Source organism: Clostridium sp. AF34-10BH (assembly GCF_003478095.1).
Lineage (GTDB): Bacteria > Bacillota > Clostridia > Lachnospirales > Lachnospiraceae > Acetatifactor > Acetatifactor acetigignens.
In genome coordinates this window covers 223,618-239,679 of record NZ_QUEC01000001.1, presented here as the reverse complement: position 1 = coordinate 239,679, position 16,062 = coordinate 223,618, and the positions used below count along the sequence as shown (strand labels likewise).

Below are 16,062 nucleotides of genomic sequence, written 5' to 3'. Positions count from 1 at the left end.
TCCCTCTCTGGTATGTATTATTTTAAGGTAAGTATCTTCCCGGAAAACGCAATGGGAAGGGATATTTTTCTGGTACTGTTTTCGCCTGCAAACAGAATCTGGGCAATGCCGTCAGCCGATACGGACGCAATCCTGCCGGTTCCGTATTTCTGATGCTGTACTTCCCGTCCGGACTCACAGGCTGCGATGCAGGCCTCCACTTCCCGTGGCGGCAGCTTCTGCACCTTTTTGTCCGGTGTCTTTAGCAGCGAGCCTCTGATCCCGACAGCCGTACCGGTCTTTCTTACAGCGTTTAACGGCTTCGTTTTCTCAAACACTTCTCCTGAAAAAGCAGAGGTCAGATTCGGTCCAAAGGTAAATACATACAGCTGTTCCTTCGCTCTCGTCATTCCCACATAATAAAGCCTTCTCTCTTCCTCATAGGCATTTGCCTCCGGGGAATCCGATACACAGCCCCTCCCCGGAATCTGGGAAGGGATCACTCCCGCCAGCATATCCGCCAGATACACTCTTGTGTATTCCAGTCCCTTGCTGGAATGGATCGTGGACAGGATAAACTTACTCTTCGGATCCCCGCAGCCCTCTCGCATCATCTCCTGCAGCTTCTGTAATCTTGCAGGGAAATCAAACAGGCTGTTCTCCTGATCTCCCAGGGCCTTTAATATCTCCGCCTTGCCACTGTCCAACCCGTGGGTATCCATGAATTCCTGATATCCCATATAATTCAGGATCCGGTAGATAGCTTTTCCTGCTGACTCATACCGCATATTGTCCAGATGGGTAGCCAGTGCCTTGCACTGTTTTCTGGTGTAAACGGATACCTCATCCATTTCCGCCACCGTATCCAACAGTGTCAGTCGTCTGGTATTGGCATCCACCGCCTCCATGGCCGCCTTTTTGCTGATACCGGCTCCCATTTTGTAATAGATCCGAAGAAATGCCTCCCCATCCCATGGATCCAGAGACAACTGAATAAAATCACAGATATCGTTGACCACCGGATGGGAAAAGAAGGTCATATCCGAATTTTTCACCCGGTAGGACAATCCTTTACGTTCCAACAGATCAATGATGGGAAGTGCACTTTCGTTATTCCGGTATAATACTGCCGTCTCCTGTTCACAGTCCTGGGCTACTTTCAGCAGATAATTGTACTGTCCCTGTCTGGATACTGCCTTGATCTCTGTAACGCAGCCACCACCTTCTCTGGCCGCGGTCATCTTCTTCGGATGTCTGTTTTTATTCTTCTGGATCAGAGTATCCGCCGCCCGGACGATCTCCTGCCTGCTGCGGTAATTGGTCTCCATGAGAAGGATCCCTGCTCCCGGGTGTCTGTCCTCAAAGGAGACAAGTGCCTGCGGGTAAGCTGCCCGGAAGCCGTAGATACTCTGGTCTTCATCTCCCACCATAAACAGATTCCGGCTCTGCGCCGCCAGCAGGTCGATCATATCATGCTGTATTTTCGAAGTATCCTGCGCTTCATCCACACAGAAATACCGATACTGCTCCCTGAAATGTGCAAGTACCTCAGGATACTGTTCCAGAATTCTGAGGGCGTAGATCATCTGATCATCGTAATCGATCATCTGCATCTGCCTGAGTTTCGCATTATAAGTACGGAATATCTCCGGGAATTTCTCCACATCCGTGTCCATATCCCGGATTTTCTCCGGTGTCAGACGCATATTTTTCGCATAGGTGATATCCAGCTGGGTCTCTTTGATATCATTTTCCGTGGCGTATTTCCCCGTTACTTCCAGAAAAGACTGTTTGACGGCCGCCGAGGCTTCCTTGTCTGCCACCTGAAAAGGCGTTTTCCCGGTACGGTAGGCAAAATATTGCAGTACCTTCTGGGAGATGCCGTTGATGGTGCGAAACTCCAGCCGCTCTGCATCCGCTTCTCCAAACATCCCCGCAAACCGCCTGCGCATATCATTCGTTGCCGCCACCGTATAGGTCACTGTCAGGATCGACTCCGGTGTTATTCCCAGGCAATAGATCATATAGCCCAGTCTGCTGACCAGTACGGTGGTCTTACCGCTTCCTGGAACCGCAAGAAGCAGTACCGGACCTTCCGTGGCCTGTACCGCCTGCATCTGCTGTTCGTTTAACTGTATGTGATAGTTCCGTACAAATTCCGTAAAATTCAATTCATTGTCCCACTTTCCGCCTCTGGCGTTTTTCTGCCTTCCTTTGTCGCTATCGGCTCACCGTCCAGTACTGCATCCAGAAGGATACCATTCTCATCGTAAGACAGTTTTAAGGAGAAAAAGGGGCGGTTCTCACGAAGCAGCCGGAAAAAGATCTTGTCCCCTTCCCAGAGATCCAGTTCCTCCACCTTATTGATCTCCACCCATTCCAGCGTTCCTTCGTCACACTCCCTCGGTTCCCCCGTAAATCCATCCGCCGTATACAGGCACATATACTCACAGACGTCCCGGTATAAAAAGGTGATGATTCCCCGGAACCGGTAGGCCGTCAGAGTATACCCTGTCTCTTCCTTTACTTCCCGGAGCACACAGTCCTCCGGGCTTTCGTCCGCCTCGAAATGACCACCCACGCCGATCCATTTGTCTTTGTTAATGTCATTTTCCTTCTTCACCCGGTGAAGCATCAGATATTTTCCGTCCTGCTCGATATAGCAGAGCGTTGTCAGATTTCTGAGCTGCTGTATACTCATTTTCTTTCTCCTCTATATCCCTATCCTCTGAAAAATCTGCCCAAAATTATTATTTCTTACAATGTTCCGCAATGGCTGCGATCGCTTTCTCCATCTGGAACGGTTCCGCCAGATGTGCATTCATTCCGGCGGTCAGACATTTCTTCGCATCTTCTTCATACGTCAGCGCATTTTCCCTATTCCTCACATTACAAATCCATTTTTGCATTTGAATGCATACTTAATTTATTTTACCATATTGACTGCCGGACGGCAACCTTATTGCTCCAGCATATTCTCAATAAAAATCCCATATCCTCTGGTACTGTCCTGCACGAGAACATGGGTGACGGCCCCTACGAATTTACCGTTCTGGATGATAGGTGCACCGCTCATTCCCTGGACGATTCCTCCGGTCAGGGCGATCAGGTCAGAATCTGTGACTTTCAGTTCGATTCCCCGGTTCACGTTGTCATGATCGAGATGAATGTCGGTGATCTCGATATCATAGTATCTGGTGGTGCCGTCTACGGTACACAAAATCTGCGCCGGTCCCTTTCGGATCTCCTGTTTTAATCCAATGGGCATCGCCTCTTCCGTTCCCAGTGCCAGTGCTTTGTCATTGCACTTGCCGAAGATTCCCCGGACACTGTTGCTGGTAATATCCCCCAGAATCCTGTCATCAGAATAGACGATCATTCCCGTCATTTCCCCCGGATGACCGGCCGTTCCCTTCTGAATGGAGATGATCTCCGTCTGGTACAGGGTTCCGTCATTCATTTCCATCAGGTTGCTGGTGTCCACATCATTGATTCCATGCCCCAGTGCTCCGAAATTTCCCTGACTGTCAATGTAGGTCATGGTTCCCACACCCTGGGCATTGTCCCTGACCCAGACACCGATCTTATATTTTTTCGTCTGATCCTGTACCGGATCGATTTTAACATCAAAATATTCTTCGCCCCGCCGGATCGTCAAAATCGCTGCTTCTCCATTACCGTTTTCGATCCGGGTGATCAGATCATCCTTGTCCGCCACTTCCGTGCCGTTCAGTTTCACCACATAATCGCCGCTTTTCAAAATATGTTCCGCCGGAGCCACCTTCTCCCCGTTGACAGAACGGAACTCTCCGGTACCTATGACCATTACCCCTTCGGTCTTGACATAGATTCCGATGGGAACACCTACCGGGATCAGCTGCTGATCCTCGATCACCCGGATCCCCACCTGCTTAAAAGGCAGGATCCCGAACAGCTTCACCTGCATCTCAAGGCTGTCCGTCATTCCGGTCTTCATAGTCACCGGCTGACTCAGATCCAGTGTCACGGCACCTTGGGGAATATTACTGGTTCCCTGTTCACTGACACTTAAAATCTCACCTTTTGCGGGAATATCCAGTGCCAGTGATTCCTCCGATTCCGCCCGCATATAAATAACAGAGGGAATACTGCTGTCCACCAGATAATAGCTGTAGCCAAAGAGTCCCATACCGGCCAGGATAAGGGCAGCACAAAGGCAGGCCCGGTAAATCCGCAGTCTGCGCACCTTCTGTTTCCAGAGCTGCAAAATGATGACTGCATCTTCTCCTGCCTGCCTTTTTACTTTTTCCGTTTCCGTAATCCATAGCTTCATACACATTCCCCCACTGAACTTCTGCCATTGCTGTATAGGGTATAGTGTACGTCACATTCCTATTTTTAATCTGTGATCACCGGGATTTGCGGTTTACAGTTTTCTCCAGTTTAACCACAAATGACCACATTCCCACTGCTTTTATATTCCTCCGGGCAGTCGTCCGTCAGAATCGTTCCGCTCTGAAACGCCCCGAAGGTCACAGAGCTGACATTTCCGAACTTAGAATGATCTGCCAGAATAAAACATTCTCTGCATTGTCCCATGGCAGTCTTTTTCACCATGGCCTCATTCATATCCGGTGTGGTCAGGCCACTCTGCCTGCTGATCCCGTTGGTTCCAAAAAAGCCTTTGGTAAAATGATAGCTCTGTAAATTCATCAGTGCCTGATTGCCTACCACAGCCTCCGTGGAGCCCTTCAATTCTCCGCCGACCAGATACACGCGGAATCCCGCTGCTGCCAGCGTCTTGGCGTGAGCTACTGCATTGGTCACAAAGGTGGCACTTTTCTCCGTCAGAAAAGAAAGCATGCATGCCGTGGTGGTTCCGGCATCCAGATAGACGAAATCCTCCGGCTGGATCAGTGCTGCCGCCTTGGCAGCCACCAGCTGTTTGGCTTCCACATTGACTTCTGCCTTCTGTTCCACCGTGGGTTCATGTGTTATCACCGTCCGGTCACATGCCACAGCACCTCCAAAGACCTTTACCAGCTTCCCGGCATTATGCAATGCTGTGATGTCCCGGCGTACCGTGGATTCCGACGTATTTAACAGATCTTTTACCTCGGCCACCGTAATGCTGTTTTTTTCTTCCAATAATTTCAGAATGATCTCATAACGTTGTTCTGTCAGCATAAATTGTTATTTTCTCTTTCCTTTGTCACATCTGTCTCCAGTATGATCTTACGCACGGGAAGAATACTTCCGGGAGACATGGATAATTCATCCACACCCATTGCAAGGAAACGTCTGGTCAGTGTCTGGTCTGCTCCCAGTTCTCCACAGATGCCCGCCCAGATACCTGCCTTGTGGGCATTCTCCACGACCATCTGTATCATGCGAAGCACTGCTGGATGGTGCGGATCGTAAAATGCATCCAGCTTCGGATTCTGCCTGTCGATGGCCAGTGTATACTGGGTCAGATCATTGGTGCCGATACTGAAGAAATCTACTTCCTTCGCCAGCTCTGCGCTCATCATGACGGCAGCCGGTGTCTCGATCATAATACCCTGCTTCGGTTCTCCGAAAGCCACCCCCTGTTCTGTCAGTTCCTGCTTTACCTCTGCCACGATTTCCTTGATCTGATGTACTTCCTCCACACTTATAATCATAGGATACATAATGGAGATATTACCAAATGCGCTGGCACGGAACAATGCACGGAGCTGTGTCTTGAAGATCTCCGGTCTGGTCAGACAGATACGGATGGCACGGCATCCCATGGCCGGATTTTCCTCCGGTTCCATTTCGAAGTAATCGCACTTCTTGTCTGCACCGATGTCCAGTGTACGGATGATCACAGGCTTTCCCGCCATGGTCTCCGCCACAGTGCGGTAGATCTGAAACTGTTCTTCCTCGGTAGGGAAGGTTTCTCTCTCCAGATATAAAAACTCACTGCGGAACAGGCCGATGCCGCCGGCATCGTTCCGCAATACGGCCGCCAGATCCTTGCTGTTACCTATATTAGCATAGAGCATGATCTTCTTACCGTCAATAGTGATATTTTCACGTCCCTTTAAGGTCTGGAGCAGTTCTTTCTTCTCCTGCTCCTCCTGCTTTAGCTGCTGCATTTTCGACAGAGTATCTTCATCGGGATCCACATAGATGCAGCCGTTTCGTCCGTCCACGATACCAAGTTTTCCGTCTATGGCATCGGTCAGAGGGATATCGGTGCCGATCAGTGCCGGAATACTCATGGTGCGGGCCAGGATCGCCGTATGGGAATTCACAGATCCATGTACCGTTACAAAGGATAATACCAGATCCTTGTTCAACTGTACCGTCTCGGAGGGTGCCAGGTCGTCTGCCACAATGATCACGGGTTCTTCCGATGCCGCCATGCCTGCCGTTCTGCCACCCAGCACGCTTAATACGCGCTCGGAAATGTCTTTGACATCCGCAGATCTGGCTCTCATGTAGTCATCCTCCATAGAGGCAAACATCTGTGCAAAATTGTCTCCGGTGGAAGCCACCGCATACTCTGCATTCACCTGCTGCATATGAATGATGTTCTCAATGGACTCATTGTAATCATCATCCTCCAGCATCATCTGATGAATCTCGAAAATAGCTGCATTGGCTTCTCCCACTTCTTTCAAGGCTTTCTGGTACAGATTCTGCAGCTGCTCCATGGCGGTTTGTCTGGCCTGTCTGTAACGGGCGATCTCCCGGTCGGGATTCTCGATCTTCACACGCTTTACCTGCTGCTCATCCTTCTTATGAACACTGATCCTGCCAATGGCAATTCCGCCGAATACACTTTTTCCCTGGTAGACTTCCATGACTTTTCTCCTCTCCTGACGATAATATTATGATTACTTAGAGGTTTGCTTTCACAAATTCCGTAACAGCTGCATAAGCTGCTTCCTCATCCTCACCGTCGAAGGTCAGGGTGATCTCGTTGCCGGCCTTAACAGCCAGACCCATGATGCCGAAGATTCTCTTGCAGTCTCCGGTCTTGCCGTCCTTGGTCAGAGTGATGGCACTCTGGAATTCCTTTGTTGCCTTTACCAGTTCTCCTGCGGGGCGGGCATGGATACCTTCGGGATCTGTGATAACATATTTAAATTCTTTCATTTTCTTATCTCCTTTTCTGATTTTTTATATTACGGTAACTATTCAGCACCCACATTCGTAAAACCGCTCTTTCAGAGCTTTCCTTTTGCTCATGTGGTTACTTTTTTCTTCAATACACCCAACAGCAGTGCGGACACTACCGTACCTGCCACCAGTGCCACCAGATACATCACTGCGTTACCTACTACAGGGAATACGAAAATTCCGCCGTGAGGTGCCATCAGTGTGCAGTGGAATGCCATGGACAGGGCGCCTGCCAGTGCCGAACCGATGATGCAGGAAGGAAGCACATGCAGAGGATCGGATGCTGCAAAAGGAATCGCACCTTCGGTGATGAACGCCAGGCCCATGATGAAGTTGGTGGGACCTGCGTCTCTCTCTTCCTTGGTGAATTTATTCTTGAATAACAGGGTTGCCAGTGCAATGGCACAGGGAGGAGTCATACCTCCGATCATAACAGCTGCCATGATATCGTAGTTGCCTGCGGTAATTGCTGCGGTTCCGAATACATAAGCTGCCTTGTTGAAGGGGCCACCCATATCGATAGCCATCATGCCGCCCAGGATCAGTCCCAGTACGATCCGGCTGGAATCACCCATACCACTCAGGAAATTATTCAGTCCTGTATTGATGCCACCCATGATCGGTTCTACCACGAAATTCATTGCCAGTCCCATGATCAGGATACCCACTACCGGGTAGATCAGTACCGGTGCCAGCTTTTCAATGGCATCGGGAAGCCTATCGCAGATCTTGCGAAGTCCCAGGATCAGATAGCCTGCCAGGAAACCTGCTGCCAGTGCACCCAGGAATCCGGACTTTCCGTTGGCTGCCATCATGCCACCTACAAAGCCAAGTGCCAGTGCCGGTCTGTCACCGATTGCCATACCGATGAAGCCCGCCAGTACCGGAAGCATCAGTCCGAATGCCACGCCGCCGATATTCTTGAACATTGCCGCTACCGGAGTGATCGTACCGAAATTGCCTCTCTGATCTGCCGGAAGTGCATTGATGTCAATGCTTAGGCCATCGATCAGGAAGGCAATGGCGATCAGGATACCACCGCCGACTACGAAAGGAAGCATATGGGATACGCCGTTCATCAGCTGGGTATAGATCTTATGAGCTGCGCTTTCCTTACCGGTTACGGCTGCCTTTGCCTCTCCGTTCTCACCGTGGAAGACTTCCACATTACCGTTTACTGCCTGTTCTACCAGCTGTTCTGCCTTGCCGATACCGTCGGATACCTGACAGCTGATGACTTTCTTGCCGTTAAAGCGGTCCATGGGTACTTTGGCATCAGCCGCCACGATGATGCAGTCCGCCGCTTCAATCTCTTCTGCAGTCAGTACATTTTTTGCGCCTGCGGAGCCTCTGGTCTCGATCTTGATCTGGCATCCTGCTGCTTTTGCTGCCTTTTCCAGAGCTTCCGCTGCCATATAGGTATGAGCGATTCCGGTAGGACAGGAGGTCACTGCCAGAAGCTTAACGCCCTTATTCTCTTCGGTGGTAATACCGGTATCACTTAATCTGTCATCAATGCTCTTGGCACTTTCATCTGCTGCATCAATGATCTGTAAAAACTCATCTACGCTTTTTGCGTTTCTCAGGGAAGTGGTAAAATTTTCATCCATCAGCATCACGGACAGTTTGCTCAGCACATCCAGATGTACATTATCCTTTGTATTCGGTGCTGCGATCAGGAACAGCAGTGTCACCGGTTCCCCGTCCAGAGATTCATACTCCACACCGTTTTTGATCACCATGGCTGCCAGTCCGGGGGCCTTTACCGCATCACATTTTCCGTGAGGGATCGCAATGCCCTCTCCGATTCCCGTGGTACTCTCTTCCTCTCTTGCATAGACCTGTTCACGATACTTCTCCACATCAGACAGCTTTCCGCTTTTTGCCATCAGTTCCACTGCCAGATCCAATGTTTCCTTTTTGTCAGCCGGTGCCGCATTCAGGGAAATACTATTTTTGTCCAAAAGATCTGTAATTCTCATGTTGTGACCCATCCTCTCTTTTTATATTTATCATTGTTATTGTTCTACCTGCTGTAATACCTGCAAGACTTCTTCTCCGGTGGCCAGATTCTCGGAAAATGCACTGGCGCTTCCTGCAGCAATTCCCATATGGAACGCATGTACATAATCTTTCTTTTCCATCCATCCGGTCAGGAAACCTGCCACCATGGAATCACCTGCACCTACACCGTTCACCAGTGTTCCCTTCGGTGCCGGAGCTTCCATGCCCTGTCCGTCCGCTGCGATCAACACCGCACCTTCCCCTGCCATGGAAATCAGTACATTCTGTGCTCCCATCTCCTGCAGTTTCCTGCCGTATGGAACCACCTCTTCCCTTGTGGAGAGCTTCACACCGAAGATATCCCCCAATTCATGGTTGTTGGGTTTTACCAGAAAAGGATGATACGGCAATACCTTTACCAGCAGGTCTCTGGTGGCATCCACTACGGTGAGAACACCTCTTCCCTGAATTCTCTCCAGAATTCTCTGATAAATGTCATCCGGCATGGTATAAGGAATACTTCCTGCCAATACCAGGACATCTCCGTCTCCCAGTCTGTCAATCTTTTCCATCAGCTGTTCCAAAGCTTTTGCATCAATATCCGGGCCACAGCCATTGATCTCTGTTCCGTCAATACTTTTCAACTTCAGATTGATTCTGGTCATTCCGTGATCGATTTTGATGAAATCAGCACTTACGCCAAACTCGTTCAATCTTCGGATCAGTTCCTCTCCGGTGAATCCCGCCGCATATCCCAGGGCTGTGGAATCCAGTCCCAGATTCTTCAGTACGATAGATACATTGATTCCCTTTCCTCCCGGAAGAATCAGCTCTGATGAGGTTCTGTTCGTCATCCCCAGCTGAAAGTCATCCACGGACACGATGTAATCCAGTGACGGATTGAAGGTCACGGTACAAATCATTTCTATCCCTCCTGTCTGTCATCTTTCTTGTTCTTATGATGTTATTATATCTTCATATTCAGTCAAATTCAATCAATTTAATTCACAAATATGGTGCTTTATTTTGGTTGAATTTGCACAAAATAAAAGGATGAAGTATTTCTTCATCCTTTTTCAATGTTTCTTTCACTATAGCATTTCCCTTATCTGGCTTCTTTAAACCCGTTTGCCTGTTCTTTCATTTCCTTTGCATTGGAAAGCGCCGCTTCCGTCAGTGCATCACTGCCTAACAGTCTTGCCAGCTCCGCCAGGCTTTCCTCTTCTGCCACCTTGTGAATGTCCGTAATGGTCATATCATCGGTACTGCTCTTTTCAATAATGAAATGCACATCCGCCATGGCTGCGATCTGAGGCAGATGAGTGATACAGATGACCTGATGGGCTCCTGCCAGAATACTCAGCTGCTCCGCTACTTTCCATGCGGTTCTGCCGCTGATACCGGTATCGATCTCATCAAAGATCAATGTATCAATGGCATCTTTCCCTGCCAGTACCGTTTTGATCGCCAGCATCACCCGGGACAGTTCACCGCCACTGGCCACCTGGTTCAAAGGTTTCAGACTTTCTCCGGGATTGGTGGAAATCAGGAATTCCACATCATCATAGCCTTTTGCTGTAATGGCCTGACCGGGTCTGACTGCGATGTCAAATTCCACCGTCAGGAAATTGAGACCTATCAGCGCATCTTTCAATTTCTGCGTCAGTACCGCTGCGTTTTTTCTGCGGATCTCAGACAGTTCTTCACAGGCTTTCTTCAGTAACGCCTGCTTTTCCTCCCACTCGGCGTTCAATTTCTGCATATAGGCATCATAATCCGCTAGTTTTTCCAGATAAGCTTCTTTTTCCTCTTTGTACCGCAGGATCTCTTCGATCGTGTTGCCGTATTTTCCCTTGAGGTGATTGATGGTATTCAGACGATCCTCTGTACTGCGAAAATCCTCTTCATCAAATTCCAGATCCGACATATATTCGGAGACATCATGATTGTAATCTGACAAAAGACTTTCCACCTCTGCCAGCTGTTCCTCCATCTGTTCCAGTGCAGGATCATACATGGTCACACTACGCAATGCCCGCAGTGCCCTGCTCAAAGAATTCCCGGCACCGTCTTCCGCATCATTGCCACTGAGTTGATAGCTCTCCGCCAGGCTTTCCGCAATTTTTCGGCTGTTGGACATTTTGCGGTACGCCTGTTCCAGTTCCTCATCTTCTCCGGGCTGCAGGGAAGCATCCGCGATCTCCTTTTGTTCAAATTCCGCCAGAGACTGTTCTCTGCTTCTGGAGGTATCATCCAGAGTTTCCTCTGTGATCTTTTTCTCCAGGGCAGTACATTCATGATAAAGTGCAGCCACCCGCCCTGCGCATTCTGCAAATTCCGCTCCCGCATAGGCATCCAGGATCTCCATATGTTTTTTCTTGTTTAGCAGAGACTGGTGCTCATGTTGTCCGTGAATATCGATCAGCAGCTCCGAAAGTTCCTTCACCTGCTTTGCCGTCACGGTCTCTCCATTGATACGGCAGATGCTTTTCCCGGAGGAAAGTTTTCGGCTCAGGATCACGGTTCCGTCTTCCGAAGGTTCCAGATCCATGCTCTTTAATTTTTCCGCCAGCCTTTCTTCCTCGCAGTCGAAGACCAGTTCCACCAGACCGTTCTCTTCTCCCCGTCTGAGCATGTCTTTCTCGAACTTTCCTCCCAGTGCCAGATTCACTGATCCAATGAGTAATGATTTACCGGCACCGGTCTCACCGGTCAGTATATTCAGTCCTTCTCCGAACTCTACCTCTGTCTCCCGGATAAGAGCCAGATTTTTCACGCGTAAACTACGAAGCATGTATTTCCCCCTGTCTTACCTTTCTATCATCAGATGGATCTTGTCCATAAGGATCTGGGTATCTTCCACGGTCCGCACTGCCACCATGATCGTATCATCTCCGGCGATACATCCCACCACTTCGGAGAATTTCAGGGCATCCAGTGCCGCCGCCACTGCCATGGCCATGCCGGATACGGTCTTGATCACCAGAATATTCTGTGCCATATCCATGGAGATAAAACCGTCTCTGAGGACGCGGATGTATTTATCTCCCATATGACTGTCATCCTGTTTTAAAATGACGTATTTCTGTTTGCCGCCACCGGTGGGTACTTTGGACAGCTTCAGTTCTCTGATATCTCTGGATACGGTAGCCTGTGTCACAGCAAAACCGGCTTCCTTCAGATAGCCCGCCAGTTCCTCCTGGGTCTCCACATCTCTTTTTTCTATAATCTCCACGATCTTGCGATGTCTTGTTTTCTTCATCTTGACCTCATGCCTTTCTCACAACAATTCGTCAGGAATCTCTCATTTTCCGATGCAATACATCCAGGAAGCTTACCTGATTCAGCTGAATAAACTCGGTGATCTTCTCCGACTGCACAATACGGATCCGGTCTCCGGTACACATGGTCACTTTGTGGCTGCCGTCATAATTGGCTTCCACGGTCTGGCTTTTGCCCTCTCTGCCACCGGGAATCTCTATAACGATCTCATCTTCCGGGGACAGGATAATGCTTCTCTGGTTCAGGCTGTGGGGGCAGATCGGTGTCAGGGTGATCAGTTTCGCCTTGGGCTCCACCAGCGGCCCGCCCGCCGACAGATTATATCCCGTGGATCCTGTCGGTGTAGTCACGATCATTCCATCTGCCTTGTAATGATTCAGAAGCTGTCCGTTGACATAGATGTTGAATTCTATGATCTGCAGGGATCCGCTTCGGGAAATGACGATGTCATTCAAAGCCCAGCCTTCCGACACGGTTCCATCCGCACAGCAGACTTTACCGTTTAACATCATTCTGCGTTCTTTCTTAAAGTCATCCCGGATCAGGCGGTCCAGGGATTCCTCTAATCCAGACAGTTCGATCTCCGTCATATAACCTACGGTTCCCAGATTCACTCCGATGATGGGGACAAGGATCTTCTTCGTCTCTCTGGCTGCCTGCAGCACCGTGCCGTCGCCGCCCAATACGATCATGCAGTCCACATCTAACGGAATGTCCGTTGCTTCCTCTTCCGCCACGGAATCCGCTTCTTCCTTCCAGTCGGATTCCTTGACCTTTAATTTCACCGTACAGCCTTTGGTTTCCAGATAATTCTGGATTCGTTTCGTGGTCGCAAGCTTCTGATCCTTATGCTTGTTGGTATATATCAGAAAATGCTTCATAGCTTCGCACTCCTTGTCTGTTACAGGGTATGAGAGTTGTCTACGATACCTTTGATTACGGCATCCCATTCAGGGGTATAGGACAGTCCGGTCTTTTCCTCTATAATAGTCTGTAAGGCGCTCTCCGCTTCATGCTCGGTCAGCGCCAGCTTTTCTTCGGAGATCTCCTCCGGCTTACGGATATGCAGCAGATATTCGATATTGCCCTCCGGTCCCTTGATGGGGGAATATTCCAGATGCAGTACTTCGAAACCGATGCTGTCCGCATAATCGATGATCTTGCGGATCACTTCCTCGTGGATCTGAGGCTCTCTCACCACACCGTTCTTGCCCACCTTGCCTCTGCCGGCCTCGAACTGGGGCTTGATCAGACACACCATCTGTCCGCCGGTCTTTAACAGATTTCTCGCCGGGATCAAAATCTTGGTCAGAGAAATAAAGGACACATCCACGCTGGCGAAATCCAGAGCATCCGGGATATCCTCCGGGGTCACATAACGGAAATTGGTCTGTTCCATGCATACCACCCGCTCATCATTCCGCAGTTTCCAGGCTAACTGCCCCTGTCCCACGTCCACGGAATACACCTTCGTGGCTCCGTTCTGGAGCATGCAGTCCGTGAAGCCTCCGGTAGATGCACCGATATCCATGCAGATCATGCCGTCCAGCAGAAATCCCCACTGTTCCATTGCCTTTTCCAGCTTCAGGCCTCCGCGGCTGACATATTTCATGGTATGATTTCTGACTTCCAGTTTGATCTTGCTGACATCAAATCCGGTGCCGGCCTTGTCTTCCTTCTGTCCGTTGACATAGACATTGCCGGACATTATGATGGCTTTTGCCTTTTCTCTGGAAGGAGCATACCCCTGCTCTACCAGAATCACATCCAGTCGTTCTTTCATCTTCGTCTCCTAATTATTTATAATCTTTCCAGAATTTTCTCCGTGATGCTTTCCGCATCCAATCCGATCTCCTTTTTCAAAAGCTCTACATTTCCATGTTCCACATAAGCATCGGGAATAGCTGCCATGACACATTTGATCCGTTTCTCGTGGTCATTCAGACAGTCCAACACCTTTTCTCCGAATCCTCCGCTTTGGACATTTTCTTCCATGGTCACGATCATCTCATGATCTTCACAGGCCGAAAGTACTGCCTCTTCGTCAATGGGCTTGATAAATCTGGCATTGATGATACTTGCCTTGTAACCCTTTTCATGCAGAAGCTTCTGGACTTCCTCCGCTGTCTTTACCATACTGCCTACGGCAAACAATGCGATACCGCCCTCTCTTGCGATCCACTCCGCCTTGCCCAGTTCAATGGGGGCACGGTGTTCGGCAAGTCCGGCATAAGCCGTTCCTCTGGGATATCGCACCGCAATGGGCGCATCCAGTGCCACGGCAAACTTCATCATATCTGATAATTCCCATTTGTTCTTCGGCGCACAGATATGCATATTGGGAATTCCCGACAGATAGGTATAATCAAAAATACCCTGATGGGTCTCACCGTCACTCCCCACCAGCCCTGCACGATCTATAGCAAACACTACCGGCAGATTCTGAATACACACATCATGCAGGATCTGATCGTAGGCTCTCTGTAAAAATGAAGAATACACCGCAACAATAGGCTTCATGCCTCCTGCTGCCAGTCCTGCTGCGAAGGTCACCGCATGTTCCTCCGCAATTCCCACATCAAAGAACCGGTCCGGGTACATATTCCGGAAGCGCTTTAAGCCGGTGCCGTCCGGCATGGCTGCCGTAATTGCCACTACCCGTTCGTCCCGCTGGCCCAGCTTGCACATAACGGTGGAAAACACATCCGTATAATTGGCCACGGTGCGGGGATGGGAAGGAATTCCCGTCTCGATGTCAAAAGGCTCTGCCCCGTGGAATCTGGCGGGATGTTTCTCCGCCGGTCCATAGCCCTTGCCCTTCTGGGTAATCACATGCACCAGCACAGCTCCCTTGACTCTCTTGGCTTCCTCAATGACCTTGATCAGGCCTTCGATATCATGTCCGTCTACCGGGCCTAAATAAGTCACTCCCATATCCTCAAAAAACATCCCGGGGATCACCAGCTGTTTGAAGCTGCTCTTGGCCCGGCGGATACTGTTGACAATACCGTCGCCACCGGGTTTTCTCTTGAGAGCGTTGTATATGCCCTCTTTCAGATCCAGATATCCGGTCGCCGTACGGATATTGTTCAGATATTTGGAAACACCGCCCACATTTTCGGAGATGGACATATTGTTGTCGTTTAATACCACAATAAAGTTCGTCTCCAGTTTGGCTGCATTGTTCAAGGCCTCGTAAGCCATGCCTCCTGTCAGAGAGCCGTCTCCGATCACGGATACAATGGTGGTCTTCTCCCCTTTGAGATCTCTTGCCTTCACCAGTCCCAGTCCTGCGGATATGGAGGTAGAACTGTGTCCGGTATCAAATGCATCATAATCACTTTCTTTTCTCTTGGGGAACCCACTCATGCCATGGAACTGGCGTAAGACATCGAAACCGTCCTTGCGGCCCGTTAATATTTTGTGGGTATAAGACTGATGACCTACATCCCAGATGATCTTGTCCTCCGGGAGATTCAGAGCAAGATGAAGTGCCATGGTCAGTTCCACCGCTCCCAGGTTCGAACCCAGATGCCCCCCGGTCACACTGATCTTTTCGATCAGGAACTGCCGAATCTCCTCCGCCAGTTCCCCATAGTCTGATTTATCTATTTTTTTGATATCGTTTGCTTTCTCGATCTTATCCAGTAACATTGGCTTTTCCTC

Annotated in this window: 14 protein-coding genes; all 14 read right to left on the bottom strand. The window is 49.6% G+C overall.

What is annotated here, in order from left to right; all coding sequences use genetic code 11:
- Nucleotides 1-17: 17 nt before the first annotated feature.
- Nucleotides 18-2,150: an ATP-dependent helicase gene (locus DWZ61_RS01145; RefSeq protein WP_243026327.1), complete on the bottom strand. Its 2,133-nt coding sequence runs from the start codon at nucleotides 2,148-2,150 to the stop codon at nucleotides 18-20.
- On the bottom strand, nucleotides 2,147-2,680 hold the full coding sequence (locus tag DWZ61_RS01140; RefSeq protein WP_118537168.1) for an 8-oxo-dGTP diphosphatase: 534 nt from the start codon (nucleotides 2,678-2,680) through the stop codon (nucleotides 2,147-2,149). Before DWZ61_RS01140 ends, DWZ61_RS01145 begins: the two co-directional genes overlap by 4 nt.
- 49 nt (nucleotides 2,681-2,729) lie before the next feature.
- Nucleotides 2,730-2,867, bottom strand: coding sequence for a hypothetical protein (locus DWZ61_RS19555; RefSeq protein ID WP_182426961.1), 138 nt, complete (start codon nucleotides 2,865-2,867; stop codon nucleotides 2,730-2,732).
- Nucleotides 2,868-2,938: 71 nt separating this feature from the next.
- Nucleotides 2,939-4,291 carry a SpoIVB peptidase gene (spoIVB, locus tag DWZ61_RS01135; RefSeq protein WP_182426960.1) on the bottom strand — a complete coding sequence of 451 codons (1,353 nt, stop codon included), beginning with the start codon at nucleotides 4,289-4,291 and terminating at the stop codon, nucleotides 2,939-2,941.
- A 110-nt stretch (nucleotides 4,292-4,401) separates the two neighbouring features.
- Nucleotides 4,402-5,145 (bottom strand): DeoR/GlpR family DNA-binding transcription regulator, encoded by a 744-nt coding sequence (locus DWZ61_RS01130; RefSeq protein ID WP_118537167.1) that lies wholly within the window; start codon nucleotides 5,143-5,145, stop codon nucleotides 4,402-4,404.
- Nucleotides 5,139-6,791: a phosphoenolpyruvate--protein phosphotransferase gene (ptsP, locus tag DWZ61_RS01125; RefSeq protein WP_118537166.1), complete on the bottom strand. Its 1,653-nt coding sequence runs from the start codon at nucleotides 6,789-6,791 to the stop codon at nucleotides 5,139-5,141. Before ptsP ends, DWZ61_RS01130 begins: the two co-directional genes overlap by 7 nt.
- A gap of 37 nt (nucleotides 6,792-6,828) precedes the next feature.
- Nucleotides 6,829-7,086 carry an HPr family phosphocarrier protein gene (locus tag DWZ61_RS01120; protein ID WP_022313664.1) on the bottom strand — a complete coding sequence of 86 codons (258 nt, stop codon included), beginning with the start codon at nucleotides 7,084-7,086 and terminating at the stop codon, nucleotides 6,829-6,831.
- An 89-nt stretch (nucleotides 7,087-7,175) separates the two neighbouring features.
- Nucleotides 7,176-9,092: a fructose-specific PTS transporter subunit EIIC gene (locus tag DWZ61_RS01115; RefSeq protein WP_118537165.1), complete on the bottom strand. Its 1,917-nt coding sequence runs from the start codon at nucleotides 9,090-9,092 to the stop codon at nucleotides 7,176-7,178.
- Between the two features lie 36 nt (nucleotides 9,093-9,128).
- Nucleotides 9,129-10,037, bottom strand: coding sequence for a 1-phosphofructokinase (gene pfkB, locus DWZ61_RS01110; protein ID WP_118537164.1), 909 nt, complete (start codon nucleotides 10,035-10,037; stop codon nucleotides 9,129-9,131).
- A 182-nt stretch (nucleotides 10,038-10,219) separates the two neighbouring features.
- Nucleotides 10,220-11,908, bottom strand: a complete 1,689-nt coding sequence (gene recN / locus DWZ61_RS01105) for a DNA repair protein RecN (RefSeq protein ID WP_117464858.1) — start codon at nucleotides 11,906-11,908, stop codon at nucleotides 10,220-10,222.
- A 15-nt stretch (nucleotides 11,909-11,923) separates the two neighbouring features.
- A complete protein-coding gene (gene argR / locus DWZ61_RS01100; RefSeq protein ID WP_022313659.1) occupies nucleotides 11,924-12,376 on the bottom strand; it encodes an arginine repressor in 453 nt (150 codons plus the stop codon).
- Nucleotides 12,377-12,407: 31 nt separating this feature from the next.
- Nucleotides 12,408-13,277: an NAD(+)/NADH kinase gene (locus DWZ61_RS01095; RefSeq protein WP_117568638.1), complete on the bottom strand. Its 870-nt coding sequence runs from the start codon at nucleotides 13,275-13,277 to the stop codon at nucleotides 12,408-12,410.
- Between the two features lie 20 nt (nucleotides 13,278-13,297).
- Nucleotides 13,298-14,179: a TlyA family RNA methyltransferase gene (locus DWZ61_RS01090; RefSeq protein ID WP_117464857.1), complete on the bottom strand. Its 882-nt coding sequence runs from the start codon at nucleotides 14,177-14,179 to the stop codon at nucleotides 13,298-13,300.
- Between the two features lie 17 nt (nucleotides 14,180-14,196).
- Entirely contained in the window at nucleotides 14,197-16,050 is a 1,854-nt protein-coding gene (gene dxs / locus DWZ61_RS01085) for a 1-deoxy-D-xylulose-5-phosphate synthase (RefSeq protein WP_117464856.1), read from the bottom strand.
- Nucleotides 16,051-16,062: the final 12 nt, after the last annotated feature.

Coding starts and splice junctions, on each gene's coding strand:
- DWZ61_RS01140 (WP_118537168.1), bottom strand. CDS start 2,680: ATGAGTATACAGCAGCTCAGAAATCTGACAACGCTCTGCTATATCGAG.
- spoIVB (WP_182426960.1), bottom strand. CDS start 4,291: ATGAAGCTATGGATTACGGAAACGGAAAAAGTAAAAAGGCAGGCAGGA.
- DWZ61_RS01130 (WP_118537167.1), bottom strand. CDS start 5,145: ATGCTGACAGAACAACGTTATGAGATCATTCTGAAATTATTGGAAGAA.
- ptsP (WP_118537166.1), bottom strand. CDS start 6,791: ATGGAAGTCTACCAGGGAAAAAGTGTATTCGGCGGAATTGCCATTGGC.
- DWZ61_RS01120 (WP_022313664.1), bottom strand. CDS start 7,086: ATGAAAGAATTTAAATATGTTATCACAGATCCCGAAGGTATCCATGCC.
- DWZ61_RS01115 (WP_118537165.1), bottom strand. CDS start 9,092: ATGAGAATTACAGATCTTTTGGACAAAAATAGTATTTCCCTGAATGCG.
- pfkB (WP_118537164.1), bottom strand. CDS start 10,037: ATGATTTGTACCGTGACCTTCAATCCGTCACTGGATTACATCGTGTCC.
- recN (WP_117464858.1), bottom strand. CDS start 11,908: ATGCTTCGTAGTTTACGCGTGAAAAATCTGGCTCTTATCCGGGAGACA.
- argR (WP_022313659.1), bottom strand. CDS start 12,376: ATGAAGAAAACAAGACATCGCAAGATCGTGGAGATTATAGAAAAAAGA.
- DWZ61_RS01095 (WP_117568638.1), bottom strand. CDS start 13,277: ATGAAGCATTTTCTGATATATACCAACAAGCATAAGGATCAGAAGCTT.
- DWZ61_RS01090 (WP_117464857.1), bottom strand. CDS start 14,179: ATGAAAGAACGACTGGATGTGATTCTGGTAGAGCAGGGGTATGCTCCT.
- dxs (WP_117464856.1), bottom strand. CDS start 16,050: ATGTTACTGGATAAGATCGAGAAAGCAAACGATATCAAAAAAATAGAT.